The organism is Actinobacillus capsulatus DSM 19761 (assembly GCF_000374285.1).
In the GTDB taxonomy this organism is placed as follows: Bacteria; Pseudomonadota; Gammaproteobacteria; order Enterobacterales; family Pasteurellaceae; genus Actinobacillus; species Actinobacillus capsulatus.
The window spans coordinates 88668-103192 of the sequence record NZ_KB893930.1 but is presented as its reverse complement, the minus strand read 5'-3'; the positions used below and the strand labels follow the sequence as shown (position 1 = coordinate 103192).

Here is a 14525-nt window from a genome sequence, read left to right as displayed (position 1 = left end):
AATAGAATTAAGATAAACTACCAGTTATAACGATACGCAAGTTGTACTTTATATGGCTGATCTAAGTATTTGCCATTAGTCAGTGAAGCCTCTAAACCGATACGATGATTGCCTACAACCGCATTCGCACCGATAGCGCTTTCAATTCGACCTTTAGTCTCCGCCACATCAAAACTATATTGATTTACTCGCACTGCATTCTGATTGGTACGAGTGGTAATGCCGTTTAGCTCTGCGTAAGGCTCAAGCTTCCAACCGCTAAAATCAAGATGGTTTGCAACTCGCACGCCTGCTCTAGCGGTTAATGCGGAAATGCCGTCTTCATCCGTTTTGCTTGAAAGTTTTGTCCAAGCAGCTTGTAACTGTGGCGTAATTGTCCAACGACCTAATGTATGAATACGTCCGATTTCACTCGAAAGAGTATGTGCATTGTAATGGCGTTTACCGGTCTGGGTAGATTTTGCCGTAATGCGTTCATATTTTGCGACATTATCCCAATAGAAACCATTATTCGCCAGATAGGTCGCATATGCACCCACGGCTTGCGCTTTCACTTTCGCCGAGCCATATTCACCGCCAAAATCCAGATCCGAACGTGAATTTCCGACAAAACCACCGACACGAATATTATCTGTTACCGCAGTATCCGCACCAATTTGAAGCGTATGAATATCTTGTTTAAAGCCGGATGAATGCGCATTTTCCGCAACCTGCATAGCATCTAATTCATTACGACCATTTACGTTACGAACCCAAACATTGCCTTTTTCACCTTGTTTCAATTCACCTAAACGCTTATGTAAACCCTCTAAGCTATTTTCCACTAATAAAAGCTGAGCCTGACGTAATGAGACTAACGCATTCGAATATTCACTTAGCATCACTTCATGGTTTGTTGTTGTCGGATTTAACGCTGGCACAACAATCGGAGAAACCGGCACGGTTGGAGAAGCGGTCGAATTTGTCGAATTATTTACAGCCGGCGGTGTACTGTTACTTGCAGTTGCACGTTCTGCGGCATTATTTGACAGAACCCAATGATTACCTTCTTTTGCTAGACGATAGCGGTATGCACCGGCATCAACATAATCACGCCCTAATAAAGCAAATTTCGCCTTACCTGTTTGGGTTTCAACTAATGTTACTTTACCATTTGCGGCTTGTGGCTCATTACCAGAATCTTTCACGTTTAAACCGAATTCCCCGCTATCGTCTCCGGTTACTACAATTTTATCCGCCTGCTGATTAGCTAAGTCTGAATTGAGAGTAAAGCTACCTGTACCAGACAAATTACCAATCGTAAATGTTTGGAAGCCCTCTGCTTTACCGAGGTTTATCGTACTGTTTGTTAAACTCAAATTACTCACTGAGCTTTCATAAGTTGTTCCATCTATAGCAACAACAGGAACATCCCAATTAGAATTGGCTAGGGTAACGTTATAAGTTGTGTTGTTATTTGGGATAACCATTGCGCCGCTAAGCTTTGAATCCGTAGCTTGGAGATCAATATTCTCAATCGCCGTTAGGCCAAAATCATCTTCATTATCCGCTCCCCAAGCAAGAACCTCTGAGGTTACGGTGGTATTGTTTAACGTTAGTTTCAAATTACCGTACTCAGTGCCCGCCCGACCATCCCACCATGAACCGAGCATCGTTCCGCTGTTCATCGTAGAATTATTGACCGTCACCGTGTTATTCGTACCGGAGAATGAAATGGCATCAGCCTCTGAACCCGCTGTAAGCCTACTGTCTTCAATTGTGAGAGATGAATTTTCAACAAGAACCGCTGAATCCCCACCTAGTGTGGTGAGATTACTATTCGTTATTGAACCGCTAGAACTATCAAGGCTAACCGTTCCCCCTACCTCAGCTTGAGTTAATAAATCACTATTGGAAATATTTATTACAGATTTGTTTCTCGCTTGAATAACATACTGTCCATAATCATTCGATGCAGTTACCGATAAAGTACTGTTATTAACGTTAACGGTTGAATTGTCTGTATAGAGAATGGTAGAAAAAGTAGGAGAATCGAATTCGGAAGCACGTGATACTGAGCGACCAAGCGTACTACCGCTAATAGTTAATGTAGAGTTTGTCACGATGGGAGTATAGCCACTTAAATCCATCTTACATTGATTTAAAACAGCATTTGACCTGTAATAGAATCTAGTTCCGTCTTACATTCCATCGCTATCGCACTGTCTGTATAAACGAATAGCCCACCTGCAAATAGTGCCGAATACACAGCTGATAATTTTAATCTTTTCATTCCTAATATCCTTTTATATGAATAACACCGCAAACAAGCGGTCATTTTTTCCTAATTTTTTGCAAAAGCAAAAAAGACAAAAAGCCCGCTTCTTGCAAAGCAGGCTCTTTATAATATTTAATTAACCTTGCGATGAAATACGTTTCATATCTGTCATATAACCACGTAATTCTTGACCAATTAATTCAACCGGGTGATTACGGATTGCATCGTTGATATCACGTAAGTAAACGTTATCAATTTCAGTTGCCGGTGTCGGTTCGCCTAAGTCACCTTTTTGTAACATCGGGATTAATTTCTCTGCAAGAATTGGCGTTGCAACGTGAGAGAATAAATAGTTACCGTATTCTGCCGTATCTGAAATTACCACGTTCATTTCGTATAAACGTTTACGTGCAATCGTATTTGCGATTAACGGTAATTCGTGTAATGACTCATAGTATGCCGATTCCTCATAGATACCGCTTGCAACCATTGCATCGAATGCCATTTCTACACCGGCTTTCACCATTGCCACCATTACAACACCGTTATCAAAGTATTCTTGCTCGGAAATTTTGATACCGTCTGCTTTTGGTGAGTTTTCGAATGCGGTTTTACCGGTTTCTTCACGCCATTTTAATAAGTTTGCGTCACCGTTTGCCCAGTCTGCCATCATGGTTGATGAGAATTCACCGCTGATGATGTCGTCCATATGTTTTAAGTAAAGGTCGTTTAATTGAACTTTGATTTCTTCACTTAATTCAAAAGCACGGATTTTCGCAGCGTTTGATAAACGGTCCATCATTAAGGTGATACCGCCTTGTTTTAACGCTTCGGTAATCGTTTCCCAACCGTATTGGATTAATTTGCTTGCGTATGCCGGATCTTTACCGTCTGCCACTAATTTGTCGTAACATACGATTGAACCTGCTTGTAACATACCGCAGAGGATTGTTTGCTCACCCATTAAGTCAGATTTAACTTCTGCCACGAATGAAGACTCTAATACGCCTGCACGGTCGCCACCGGTTGCTGATGCCCATGCTTTAGCAATCGCCATACCTTCGCCTTTCGGATCATTTTCAGGGTGAACTGCGGTAAGCGTCGGCACGCCAAAACCACGTTTATATTCTTCACGCACTTCTGTACCCGGACATTTTGGTGCAGTCATTACTACTGTAATGTCTTTACGAATTTGTTCACCTTCTTCAACAATGTTGAAACCGTGTGAGTAACCGAATGCAGAACCCTGTTTCATTAATGGAACAACATCTGCAACCACTTTTGAGTGTTGTTTATCCGGCGTTAAGTTGATAACTAAGTCAGCGGTTGGAATTAATTCTTGGTATGTACCGACCTTGAAACCGTTTTCGGTTGCACGAGTAAATGACGCACGTTTTTCTGCAATTGCTTCTGCACGTAACGCATAGCTAATATCTAAACCTGAATCACGCATATTTAAACCTTGGTTTAAACCTTGCGCACCACAACCTACGATAACGATTTTTTTGCCTTTTAAGAAATTGCAGCCGTCTGCAAATTCGCTACGATCCATAAAACGGCAACGACCGAGTTGATCTAATTTTTGACGTAAGTTTAATGTGTTGAAATAGTTAGCCATTTTGTGCTTCCTTATTTATATGTATGATGTTGAGTGTGTTGTTTTATGATGTTGTATTTACACATTGTTATGTTTTATATAATCAATTATACGGATTTTTTATATTGCGTAAATTGATATTATTGCGACATCAAATTGCAAAAAATGCAATATAATTTATTGATAAAAAATGACCGCTTGCAATACAGGCCATAAAGTAGAAAATAGTATTCCTAAAAAATAGGAAGAATAAATGAAAATAAATAAGATAACTTTACAGCAATGCTCGGAATGTGAAACAGTGGTAGAAGTACCGCAAGATCTACCATTTCAAACATCTGTTTGCCCTAATTGCCACGACGTATTGCGTCCTGCGAATAGTTGGAGTTTACGTCGTTGTTCAATTATCGCCTTAGCAATTTTAATTTTATTACCCTTTGCACTCACCTTTCCGTTAATGAGTATCGACTTACTCGGTATGCCGATTCACGCAACCGTATGGGGCGGTGTTTGGAAAATGGCGACTGAAGGCTATCCTTACACCGCATTTATGGTCTTGCTCTGTTCAGTCGTTTTTCCGATTTCGTTTGCGGTATTAGTGCTTACGATTCGGTTACAAAAATTACTCGGGCATCGCCCTCGCTACACCTTGATTTTGTTATCCCGCATTCAAGAATGGGTGATGTTAGACGTTTATCTGGTCGCATTGGCCGTGGCGGCATTTAAAATTCGTGATTATGCCGATCTCAGCTTTAGTATTCATCTCAGCGCCTTTGTGATCGTCACAATTTTAACCACCTTGCTGTTTATTAAAATCGATCCAAAAGAAGCTTGGGCGTATTTCTATCCTGAATACCACCTGCTTCCAAAAGGGTATCCAAGCTATCCATCGTTATGCCCAACGTGTGAATATACGTTCGATGAAAAGATTGTCGATTTAAAAGGTCGCCAGCGCTGTCCTCGCTGCGAAAGCAATTTAGCTATTTCGGATAACATAAAATTACAGCGTGTGTGGGCGTGTTTATTAGCGGGTGTTGTAATGATGATTCCGGCAAATACGTTGCCGATTTCCGCAACCGGATTAGCCGGTTCGGTTTCTGCCGACACCTTATTTTCAGGGGTATTAACCTTTATCAGTATGGGCAGCTACAGTGTGGCAGCGATCGTATTTATTGCAAGTATTGCCGTGCCGTTCAGTAAAGTGGCGATAATTTTATATCTGCTGCTAGCAATTCACTACAAATGGAAACACCCGATTCACTGGCAAATGAAAGCGCTACATTACGTGCATTTTGTCGGACGTTGGTCAATGCTGGATTTATTTGTATTGGCGTTAATGATGTCCCTCTTGGAACGAGGACAAATTCTCAGCTTTTCGGTCGGTGATGCAGCATTTTTCTTTGGGGCAGCGGTATTCCTCACTATGATTGCCTCAAGTAATCTGGATGCCCGCATGTTGTGGCGAATCCACTATTCCAACGAGAAAAAAATGCTAAAGACAAGCGGTTAAATTTGGCTAAAAATTTCGGTATTATGTAGCAAGTAGGTTTGGGAAATTTCTTCAGGACTGAAGGCCGTCATGCCGATTAACTTTTGCAAGCGATGATTGCCTTGCCAATAGCCAGCCTATCCATTCCCTTAACAGTGATACCCATAAGCAACGTTTTAAATATCACTAAATAGGTCGCCATTAGATTTTTGGCAGTTATCCGACATAAAGGCGGTTTGGTTAGCATATCAATAATGACTTTATGTTTAATTTCAAATTCCAAGACGTAAGGATTATCGAGTCTTCTAAATAATGCTAACGCTTGTTTATGAATATATGCCAATTCGGAATGCATATAAGTCAATAACAAACAGTGTTTTTCTTTGGTTATCAGTAATTCAAGCTCAGGTAACGCCACCGCCGTTTGCGCCAATACTAGCACCATACCATCTTGGACAAAAGCTTGTGGTGTATCACGATACAAATTGCGAGAGAACTGATCTAAAACGGTAATTTCCGCCGGTCTTCCGTAAATGGTACTGTGCCAAGCGTCCAGTTCCCCTTATGCCGATCTGTTTTAAGGTATCGACAAAACATCGGCGGATGTCGTTATCAAACGCCTACGATTTGGCAAACCAATATTGTTGATTATACTCGTCATACCAAAAATCCAGTACCGCCTGAGTTCTGGGTGAATCGTTGTCATCATTATCCTCCGAGTAAAATTTTCCCCTATTCTAAGCGCAACCGCTGAAAGTACAAGCGATCAGATTTTCTGAAAATTTTGCAATGCAAAAAACTCATTAAAATTTGACCGCACTTTTCTTTAAGATCGCCCTGTACTCAACCCTGCCTTACCGTTTTCCCAAAGGGTTTTGAATAGCACTTTCCACGGTGAAAGTTTTGGATTTGGCTGTTTGCCGTTGCCGATTAACGCCATTTGTGCCATATACCAATCCATTTCCAGCACGGCACCGAGTTTGTTATCCACAGGGGCGAAACCTGTTTTGATGCGTTTGGTGACAATGGTTTGATAGCAGCCTTGCTGAATTTGGTTCGGTAAATCGGGTTGTAAGGCAAAAGGTCGAGCAATGCCGATAAAATCCAGATGTCCGCTTTGCAGTACCTCGTTCATTGCGTTTTCACTACGGAAACCGCCTGTGATAATCAGCGGTACGTTGCAGACGGATCGGGCTTTTTCTGCATAATCCAAGAAAAAGGCTTCGCGTTTTTGGCTGCTAGCTTTGGCGGATAACATTTCTGGGTTTTCATAGTTACCACCTGAAATTTCAATAAAATCAATGCCCAATTCCGCCATTTTTTGTACCACTTGAATGCTGTCTGTTTCATCAAAACCGCCTTTTTGGAAATCCGCTGAGTTGAGTTTTAAGCCGACCAAAAATTCAGGCTGCACCGCCGCTCGAATGGCGCGGTAAATTTCCACTAAAAACCGCATACGATTTTCCAAACTACCGCCCCATTTGTCTTCACGGCGGTTGTGGTGCGGCGATAAAAACTGACTGATTAAATAGCCGTGTGCGGCGTGAATTTGTACGCCTGAAAAACCTGCTTTTTCGGCAATTTTTGCTGCGGTAGCAAATTGCTCAATTAAAGTATCGATTTCCGCTTCGGTTAAGGCTCTCGGCGGATTAATAAAGCCGTCCATTCCCTGCAAGGCAACCGCACTCGGTGCAACAGGCGTAAGCGACAGCACTTTAGGCGACTGTTTACCTGCGTGGTTAATCTGCATAATCAGCAAAGTATCGTTTTGCGTGCCAGCCTTCGCCCATTGTTGCAAAATCGGCAAACTGCGTTCGTCCGTGAGTACCACATCGTTGATCGAACCTTTGCCGTTTTCGGCGACCATCACATTGCCCGTCACCAACACGCCCGCCCCACCCTTTGCCCAAGTGTCATAAAGTTGCACCAAGGGCATTGTCGGTTGGTTTTGTTTGGCAAGCTGTTCTTCCATTGCGGATTTGAAAAAACGGTTTTTAGCGGTTTTGCCGTTAGCAAAGGTAAAGGGTTGAAATAACATAAAAATGCTCCGTTAAGATTATAAGTTTAAAAACATAAACCTATTTGAATAAAAAAATTATGGCTGAATACAGCCGTCTGCAATAAACGATGCCATCAAACGCTGAAAACGCTCGCCGGCTTGTTGTAGGCTCACAGTGTAATAACGCTCTTTGCCTTGCTGCTCAACACGCACCAAACCTGCATCTAACATAATTTTCAGATGATGCGACACTGCCGGGCGTGATAAATGCAAGCGTTCGGTCAAATCATTGACATTCAAACTGCCGTTTTCAAACAAAATATGCAAAATCATCAAGCGGTTTTCATCGCTTAACACTGTAAAAGTCGGAATGCACTCACGCAAAATATCAACGGTTTTTTGGCTCATATTTGTTTATAGGTTTAAAAATTTGAACAAATCTTAAATGCAAGTGGAGCATATTGTCAAGCGATGGAATTTCTGTCGAATTTTGCAAATGGCAAAAAACTTCACAAAATCTCACCGCACTTTTTATACTAACTAATACAAAAATTCAGCCATTGAAATGATGTTAGATAACTCACTCCTTGCCTTTTTCATTATCCCCTGATTATCCAATATCAGTCTTCGTTCTCTTTAGCGAATTTTGCATACTCCAATAAATATTGTTCCTATACGGATCGCAAGCCTTTCATATCAATAAATCTTGCACTTCGCCATATTTCCTTGTTCAATCGGTATCGAGTCCAGCCAATGTAACACAAAAATAATTTACGGATAGTTTAATTAAACAGCTATATCTACAGGCTATTTATGATTACTAAAGGGGAGCATAAAGAAGATATTTTACCTTTTACAAAGAAATTCACTCCTACTTTTTCCGAAATTTGGACTGATGGACATTTCGCCTATTGAGATTTGCAATATTTATATAATCACCGTTTTGTGAACCATAGCCAAGACTTTATTACCGCCGACGGTGTACACAATAACTATTGTAAAAGTGTAAATTCACGATTTAGGCAACTTTGATACTTCTTGATGTGAATTTTCTTTCAGATAAGCAATAATGGTATAGCGAGGACGTTTCTTGTAAATCTGATGACGAACTTTATGTTTATGATAGATTTCACTATTTAACAGCAAAACACTTTCATCTTGCAATTGCATAATTTGAAGTGCAGAGCGCAAAACAGCAAGGCGTTTGCCTAAGATCGAAATATGTTCAATAACACGTTCACGTTCTCATTGTAACTCATCACTCTTTGTCGAAATCTGAGAAAAATAAATCGGTACTCGGTAGGTATTATGAAATTTCATTCAAAAATCAGTGTTATAATATCAACTCAAAATTGAGTGAAAGTGTCGCAAATTTACAACGATTTGTAATTGTTCATTTGCGACATAATGGCGAAAAATTTGCAAAATTTGACCGCTTATTTTTTGCTTATACGCTTTCTTATTTATAAGTTTTGCTCTATCATGCCCCGTCTCATTCATCCTGAGTGAAATATAACAAGTTTGTTTATTTTAAGGATCTCTCATGCAAAAACTGCTATTAGCCACCTTGCTGGCAAGCTCGGCTGCATTAGCCAACCAAGTTCCAAGCTATAACACTACTACTCACACCTACGAATTTAATCAAAGTTACGACCTTGTTGTACCGCAAGGCTCAAAAGGCGAAACCAATTTATGGGTACCGTTACCATTTAGTAATGATTACCAAGATGTCAAATCGATAGAGTTTAAAGGCAACTACAACAAAGCCTATATCACGGAAAATAATCAATATGGTGCGAAAACGCTATTCGCCAATTGGGATGAAAAAGCGCAAAAACGGTTGTTAAAAGTGAAATTAGTGGTGCAAACCAAAGATCGTGAACCAATGGCAACGGGAGCTTTAAATAGTTATCAGCCGCCTGAAAAAATCATTTATTCAGTGGATGTGCAAGAGTATCTAAAACCGACCAATCACATTAAAACGGACGGCATTGTTAGGCAATATGCGGATAAAATTGTCGGCAAAGAAACCAATCCGCTGAAAAAAGCTGAATTGATTCATAAATGGATTGTGGAAAATATGGAACGTGATAATTCCGTGTTAGGTTGCGGTGATGGTGATGTCGAAAAAATGCTGACCACCGGCGTGTTAAAAGGCAAATGTACCGATATTAATTCTGTATTCGTCGCCTTAGCACGAGCGTCTGATATTCCAGCACGTGAAGTATTCGGTATCCGTTTAGGCTCGGCATCGAAAATGTCGAAATTCTCAAAAACAGCCTTTGGCAGTTCAAAAGACGGTATTGCAAATGAAAATAGTGGACAACACTGCCGTGCCGAATTTTATTTAGCCGGTTTCGGCTGGGTGCCGGTTGATTCAGCGGACGTAGCTAAAATGCGTTTAGCTGAGAAGAAAGCGGTAAATGATGCCGATACGCAAGCGGTTTCAAAATACTTATTCGGTAACTGGGAAGCAAACTGGATGGGCTTTAACCACGCACGTGATTTCGACTTATATCCGCAACCGGAATTAACCCCAATTAACAATTTCGGTTATCCGTACGCTGAAGTCGGCGGCGATCCGCTTAATTCATTTGATGCAAAAGAGTTTGGTTATGAACTTATATCAAAAGAACTCAAATAAGCGCTTTTTTGCCTCACTTATCGCTGCACTGCTAGCGGCGGTAAGCTCAACGGTATGCTGTATTGCCCCATTGATTTATTTGGTGTTCGGTATTTCTTCGCCGTGGCTGGTTAGTCTCAGCGAGTATAAATATTTACAGCTACCGTTATTATTCGTTTCGCTTGGTGCATTTGGTTACGGCTTTTGGTTACTGATGTTTTCTAACAAAATTATTTGTACCAAATATTGTTCACGCCGCACCTTGATGATTTTATATTGGATTGCTTTTGCGATTATTCTGTTTTTCCTGAGCTATCCGTTTGTTTTACCTTGGTTATTAGCATGAAAAAATTACTGTTTATTTTGCTTTTTTCTGTCGGAATTTCACCGCTTGTTTATGCCAATCAAGCTACGCCAAACGGCAATGTAGCGGCTGAACAACAAGCTCAAAAAGAAGTGAATTTCTATATTAAAGAAATGAACTGCCAATTATGTGTCTATTTGGTTAATAAAGAATTGCGAGCGATTGATGGCGTGATTTCGACCAAAGCGAATATGAAAGAACGCAAAGTCAAAATCATCGCGAGCGAAAATGCTTCGTTAGAACAGATGATCAAGGCGATTGAAAAGCTCGGTTATACCGCTAAACAAATCTAAAAAAACAAGCGGTCAAATTTCCTCAATTTTTTGCAAAAAATCTAAGAAATTCGACCGCTTTTCCATGTTTTTCTATTTCATACAATACTTCTTAACCTACTTATCCCAAATAGATAAAGAATCATTTAAATGCGTTTAATCACGCCTTTTCCATGACTCATTTCATAGAAACTGTGTGCACCGTGATAACCCCCATACCGCTGTCACCCAAACCGCCAAAAGGTAAGCCGGCGTGTGTTACGTGAATAAATACAGCGCCAACGGTTTAGCAATCGCTTCATTCATCGTTTTAAAGGTCAACATCGGGAAGATAGAACTGAAAATTTCTTCTTGTATTACCGGGCTTTGCCAATTCACTTCATTGATTAAAGTAAATGCCAATTTGCTGGTTTCATCGTTGTATTCTCCGCCGACTAACACTCGTCCGTCATTCAAAAACGCTTTTAAACGTTGATAATGACGCGAGGTAACCACTTTGACATGATCCGCTATCTCGGTCGGATTCTTACCCTGCTCGAAATATTCAACAACTAATTTAATCAAAAGCACTGAAGAATATATAAATTCCGAAGGTTTTAGGATAATCGTATTACCTACCACCATCGCGCCGATAATCGGAGAAATCGAAAGCTGATTTGTTGTTGATTCATTTTTATTCCATTCCTATTGGCTACGGATGACAACATTATAGAAATCCTCTGATTTTAGTGTTAGCATAAACCACCAAAGTTTTTGCACAATTCTATAAAAATGAAATTACTCGAAAAAATTAAGCTATTAATTGACCCTCAAAAATTTCATCATACTTTTGAAACATTGCTGCCCGATTTTCATATTTTTCACACCAATAAAACCGGCGAAGATGTAATTCAAATTGAAAAATCCGGCTTCTCAGTAGTATTGCAAGGCTCAAAAGAAGTACAAATCGGTGAATATCATTACCAGTATCGGGCAGGTGATTTTGCTTGTTATGCGGTAGATATGCCTATCCTCGCGCATTATCAGGCGACACCTGAACAGCCTTATATTGACTTACGCTTTTACCTGCCGCCGGAGCAACTTCAGCAATTAACCGAAGCTTTACTTAGCCAAGATTATGCTTTTCCCGATTTTTCGGGCAAAAAACCGCTCAGTCAGCTTTCTCCTGCCTTGGAAGACGCTTTATGCCGTTTAATTGATTTACACAATTCACCAAATGATATTCCGATCCTCTATCCATTATTACAACAAGAAATCATTTATCGCCTACTTTGCAGCGAACAAGGGGGGTTATTAAGAAAGATTGCCACACAAGGTTCAAATACCCAGCGAGTGGCAAGTGCGGTTGAATGGCTGAATCAGCATTATAATCAGCCGTTTGATGTAGAAGAATTAAGTGCGAGCATCGGTATGTCCAGTTCCGGTTTTTATGCACATTTTCGCCAGCTCACCGGTATAAGTCCGTTGCAGTATCAAAAGAACCTGCGCTTAGCACAAGCACATCGCTTACTGAAAACCGGTACTAAAACCATTTCTGAAATTGCCTATCAGGTAGGTTATGACAGCCTACCGCAATTCAGCCGTGAATATAAACGAGCATTCGGCAAAACCGCCAGAGAAAGCCTTAAAGCAGGCTAATACAAGCGGTCGAATTTACTGATTTTTTTGCAAATCGCTGATAAAAGAAAGCCCAGCCAAAGCTGGGTTTTCTGATTAGAGAGGTTAGAAACTATAGTTCAGACTTGCTGATATTTTATGGTTTCGATCATTACCGAAACATTTCTTAAAATCTGTCTGTAATAACAAGTTTGGCATCATTTGCCACTGTAAACACGTTGTACTTTCCGTATAAGGTTCACTTAAAGCAGTGAATTCCCCCCTCATTAATCCAAAGTTGCGCTTGTTCGGTTGGTTTTTAGTAATCCACACCTGTACTCAAGGTAAGATTATTTGTTCCCACACTCAATGCGATACCTGAACCGACTTCCTGTGATAGGTTCTGTGAAGCAAGCTGATTGCCATACATATCACGATGGGCGATCATACGATTACTCTCTAAGTTATACATAACTTTTGGCATTAGTTCAAAGTCTTGTTTATCCCACATAATAAAACGATAGCCCAAAGCGGTATTTACCGAAATACCTTTACTATGATAGCCGTCTTAGCCCCTTCACTTTTCACTTGGTGCTTATCCCAATGCTAAACAATTGCACGCCCTCATCTTGAACATATTGGACAATATACGACCGCATTTAATGCGCTAGATTTACCATTCGCTTTATAAGCGGTATAAGTCGGATCAACATTTCCAACCGTTACCGTACCCTTGGCACCACCTAAACGAAGCTGGTCATTATTGAGCGTTTTATTAGCTTCACCGAGTGTAAGAGTAGTTATTGAACCTAAATATAAATTCGTCCCTGCATTAAAGGCACTAATATAATCGGCTAACTTACCTGAAAAGGCCAATACGCCTTGTATACTATTTACAATCACATGTAAGATATCATTTATCTTATCAGTATTGCCCATGGCACTCAGCACGCCCCTTCCAACATTGGCCAAACGCCCGCAGTGTTACCTAAACTTTTAACATCGGCAACATCTGCTTGCCCATCTTCAATTCGTGCCTGATTAAAACTATTTTTACCGTTTAATACCGTGATACCTCTGTCATATTTAGTAAAATCACCGCCTGTAAAGTCAACGTTAATTATAGTGATAAAGTCTTTCTCTACTTCTGAAGTCAATTGAGCGCCCTGTGCTAAGCCACTGTACCGTTTAGTACCGCACCGTCTTGTAAGCCCTGTTTTGGCTGTTTAGGATCTAAACCGCCAACGACAGTATCTACCACTAAAAGGCATTAGCTTGTACATTGAATGCAGCTTTCGCTTTGCGAACTACGGTAAATTTCTTGTCATCTGCAATCTCAACCTTGCTGGCCTTCAGGCTAGCTAGCTGGAAATCAGTATCATCGACATAATTTGCGGCGTGCGGTGTATAGTAATTTCCAAGCACAATTTGACCGCTTGTTAGATTAAAGCTACCTTTAATATCAGAATTACCTTTTAAACACCATTCCGAATTTTTTGCTTTCGGCGTATACGATACATTTAACGTACCGTTCGCATTTTTATCGTTAAATGCAACTAAGAAAGTACGAGTGCCGTTATGCGGCACAAAACTAAAGGTACTTTGTTTATTCGTATTCTTGCACCACGCACGCCCTAATGCTTTTCCAAGTAATGCTTTCGTTTCACTGCTTGATAACATTTCTGTCGGAGCAACTTCCGTCACCACAGAACGATAACGGGTAAATTTATAGTCAAACCCCGGCGTCTCGTTATCTACTGCATGTTTTGTCGTTTCGCCTAACTTATAGTAATTTTCGTTTTTATCCGAACCATTGAATAACGTCCCGTCATTGTGAATATAAAAGCGACGAGCCCAAGTCAGGTTATCTGTATAAGGAACATGAGCTACCGAAATCCCGTAGCTCGGATTGAAAACTGTAGAATAGCCCCGTTATAAGAAGTCATTTTGCCGGTATCGCTATCATTGGTTGCACTAAAATCGGGCATATGTGCCACCGTACCGGAAAGGGTTCCATCCGTTTTATATACAGGAACATTAGTTGCACCCGGTTGGAACACACCGCGGTTTTCCGCAAAATCACGATAAGTTTGCACATCAATATCATGACGCATTACGCCAGCATTAATGCTTTGAGAGGCAAGTGTAGATAAGACCAAAAGGGAAATTTTCGATTTCCGAAATTTAGATTGGATAAGTTGCATTATACTTCTCTTGTAATTGATGAACAGTTTTAGTGTGTTTTTTATACGCAAAATTGTTAGCAAATTGTAATATTTCTAATATATGAAAGCTATTTGCCTTCTTAGTGAACCAACAAAAGAGCTA

At 40.4% G+C, this 14525-nt stretch carries 16 protein-coding genes and 3 pseudogenes; 5 read left to right on the top strand and 14 right to left on the bottom strand.

Annotation, left to right across the window (positions count from 1 at the left end):
- Window positions 1–17: 17 nt before the first annotated feature.
- From C228_RS13845 to ilvC, 3 genes are all read right to left on the bottom strand, one after another.
- Window positions 18–2102, bottom strand: coding sequence for an autotransporter outer membrane beta-barrel domain-containing protein (locus C228_RS13845; RefSeq protein ID WP_245552735.1), 2085 nt, complete (start codon window positions 2100–2102; stop codon window positions 18–20).
- 38 nt (window positions 2103–2140) lie between these two features.
- Window positions 2141–2272 carry a hypothetical protein gene (locus tag C228_RS14965; protein ID WP_018650778.1) on the bottom strand — a complete coding sequence of 44 codons (132 nt, stop codon included), beginning with the start codon at window positions 2270–2272 and terminating at the stop codon, window positions 2141–2143.
- A gap of 121 nt (window positions 2273–2393) precedes the next feature.
- Window positions 2394–3875, bottom strand: coding sequence for a ketol-acid reductoisomerase (gene ilvC / locus C228_RS0100515; RefSeq protein ID WP_018650777.1), 1482 nt, complete (start codon window positions 3873–3875; stop codon window positions 2394–2396).
- A 232-nt stretch (window positions 3876–4107) separates the two neighbouring features.
- On the opposite strand from ilvC, the gene C228_RS0100510 reads away from it, so the two are divergent.
- Window positions 4108–5364, top strand: coding sequence for a paraquat-inducible protein A (locus C228_RS0100510; protein ID WP_018650776.1), 1257 nt, complete (start codon window positions 4108–4110; stop codon window positions 5362–5364).
- Here the strand turns inward: C228_RS0100510 and C228_RS14710 are convergent.
- From C228_RS14710 to C228_RS0100495, 4 genes and pseudogenes are all read right to left on the bottom strand, one after another.
- A pseudogene (locus C228_RS14710) lies at window positions 5361–5591 on the bottom strand (IS1595 family transposase); the annotation flags it as partial. The gene C228_RS0100510 and the pseudogene C228_RS14710 overlap by 4 nt on opposite strands.
- Before the next feature lie 59 nt (window positions 5592–5650).
- A pseudogene (locus C228_RS13970) lies at window positions 5651–5857 on the bottom strand (DUF924 family protein); the annotation flags it as partial.
- 312 nt (window positions 5858–6169) lie between these two features.
- Complete coding sequence (locus tag C228_RS0100500) at window positions 6170–7381, bottom strand: NADH:flavin oxidoreductase/NADH oxidase family protein (protein WP_018650774.1); 1212 nt, start codon at window positions 7379–7381, stop codon at window positions 6170–6172.
- 57 nt (window positions 7382–7438) lie between these two features.
- Window positions 7439–7750 (bottom strand): ArsR/SmtB family transcription factor, encoded by a 312-nt coding sequence (locus C228_RS0100495; RefSeq protein WP_018650773.1) that lies wholly within the window; start codon window positions 7748–7750, stop codon window positions 7439–7441.
- A 1135-nt stretch (window positions 7751–8885) separates the two neighbouring features.
- On the opposite strand from C228_RS0100495, the gene C228_RS0100485 reads away from it, so the two are divergent.
- The 3 genes from C228_RS0100485 to C228_RS0100475 are packed head-to-tail and all read left to right on the top strand — an operon-like array spanning window position 8886 to window position 10622.
- Window positions 8886–9986, top strand: coding sequence for a transglutaminase-like domain-containing protein (locus C228_RS0100485; RefSeq protein WP_018650772.1), 1101 nt, complete (start codon window positions 8886–8888; stop codon window positions 9984–9986).
- On the top strand, window positions 9958–10311 hold the full coding sequence (locus C228_RS0100480) for a mercuric transporter MerT family protein (RefSeq protein ID WP_018650771.1): 354 nt from the start codon (window positions 9958–9960) through the stop codon (window positions 10309–10311). Before C228_RS0100485 ends, C228_RS0100480 begins: the two co-directional genes overlap by 29 nt.
- A complete protein-coding gene (locus tag C228_RS0100475; protein ID WP_018650770.1) occupies window positions 10308–10622 on the top strand; it encodes a heavy-metal-associated domain-containing protein in 315 nt (104 codons plus the stop codon). The genes C228_RS0100480 and C228_RS0100475 overlap by 4 nt, the downstream gene beginning before the upstream one ends.
- Window positions 10623–10859: 237 nt before the next feature.
- Here the strand turns inward: C228_RS0100475 and C228_RS14705 are convergent, their stop codons facing one another.
- Window positions 10860–11165: an aldehyde dehydrogenase family protein gene (locus C228_RS14705; RefSeq protein WP_245552734.1), complete on the bottom strand. Its 306-nt coding sequence runs from the start codon at window positions 11163–11165 to the stop codon at window positions 10860–10862.
- A gap of 207 nt (window positions 11166–11372) precedes the next feature.
- On the opposite strand from C228_RS14705, the gene C228_RS0100465 reads away from it, so the two are divergent.
- Window positions 11373–12239 (top strand): AraC family transcriptional regulator, encoded by an 867-nt coding sequence (locus C228_RS0100465; protein ID WP_018650768.1) that lies wholly within the window; start codon window positions 11373–11375, stop codon window positions 12237–12239.
- 277 nt (window positions 12240–12516) lie between these two features.
- Here the strand turns inward: C228_RS0100465 and C228_RS0100460 are convergent, their stop codons facing one another.
- From C228_RS0100460 to C228_RS14960, 6 genes and pseudogenes are all read right to left on the bottom strand, one after another.
- Complete coding sequence (locus tag C228_RS0100460) at window positions 12517–12681, bottom strand: hypothetical protein (RefSeq protein ID WP_155877769.1); 165 nt, start codon at window positions 12679–12681, stop codon at window positions 12517–12519.
- A gap of 140 nt (window positions 12682–12821) precedes the next feature.
- A complete protein-coding gene (locus C228_RS0100455; RefSeq protein ID WP_155877768.1) occupies window positions 12822–13148 on the bottom strand; it encodes a hypothetical protein in 327 nt (108 codons plus the stop codon).
- On the bottom strand, window positions 13142–13354 hold the full coding sequence (locus tag C228_RS0100450; protein WP_018650765.1) for a hypothetical protein: 213 nt from the start codon (window positions 13352–13354) through the stop codon (window positions 13142–13144). Before C228_RS0100450 ends, C228_RS0100455 begins: the two co-directional genes overlap by 7 nt.
- 103 nt (window positions 13355–13457) lie before the next feature.
- Window positions 13458–13901 carry a S6 family peptidase gene (locus C228_RS0100440; protein WP_155877767.1) on the bottom strand — a complete coding sequence of 148 codons (444 nt, stop codon included), beginning with the start codon at window positions 13899–13901 and terminating at the stop codon, window positions 13458–13460.
- 12 nt (window positions 13902–13913) lie between these two features.
- Window positions 13914–14093, bottom strand: a pseudogene (locus C228_RS15105) (hypothetical protein); the annotation flags it as partial.
- Window positions 14084–14401: a S6 family peptidase gene (locus C228_RS14960; protein ID WP_050560365.1), complete on the bottom strand. Its 318-nt coding sequence runs from the start codon at window positions 14399–14401 to the stop codon at window positions 14084–14086. The gene C228_RS14960 and the pseudogene C228_RS15105, both read right to left, overlap by 10 nt.
- Window positions 14402–14525: the final 124 nt, after the last annotated feature.

Coding starts and splice junctions, on each gene's coding strand:
- C228_RS0100485 (WP_018650772.1), top strand. CDS start 8,886: ATGCAAAAACTGCTATTAGCCACCTTGCTGGCAAGCTCGGCTGCATTA.
- ilvC (WP_018650777.1), bottom strand. CDS start 3,875: ATGGCTAACTATTTCAACACATTAAACTTACGTCAAAAATTAGATCAA.
- C228_RS0100495 (WP_018650773.1), bottom strand. CDS start 7,750: ATGAGCCAAAAAACCGTTGATATTTTGCGTGAGTGCATTCCGACTTTT.
- C228_RS0100475 (WP_018650770.1), top strand. CDS start 10,308: ATGAAAAAATTACTGTTTATTTTGCTTTTTTCTGTCGGAATTTCACCG.
- C228_RS14960 (WP_050560365.1), bottom strand. CDS start 14,401: ATGCAACTTATCCAATCTAAATTTCGGAAATCGAAAATTTCCCTTTTG.
- C228_RS14965 (WP_018650778.1), bottom strand. CDS start 2,272: ATGAAAAGATTAAAATTATCAGCTGTGTATTCGGCACTATTTGCAGGT.
- C228_RS0100510 (WP_018650776.1), top strand. CDS start 4,108: ATGAAAATAAATAAGATAACTTTACAGCAATGCTCGGAATGTGAAACA.
- C228_RS0100480 (WP_018650771.1), top strand. CDS start 9,958: ATGAACTTATATCAAAAGAACTCAAATAAGCGCTTTTTTGCCTCACTT.
- C228_RS0100460 (WP_155877769.1), bottom strand. CDS start 12,681: ATGCCAAAAGTTATGTATAACTTAGAGAGTAATCGTATGATCGCCCAT.
- C228_RS0100500 (WP_018650774.1), bottom strand. CDS start 7,381: ATGTTATTTCAACCCTTTACCTTTGCTAACGGCAAAACCGCTAAAAAC.
- C228_RS0100465 (WP_018650768.1), top strand. CDS start 11,373: ATGAAATTACTCGAAAAAATTAAGCTATTAATTGACCCTCAAAAATTT.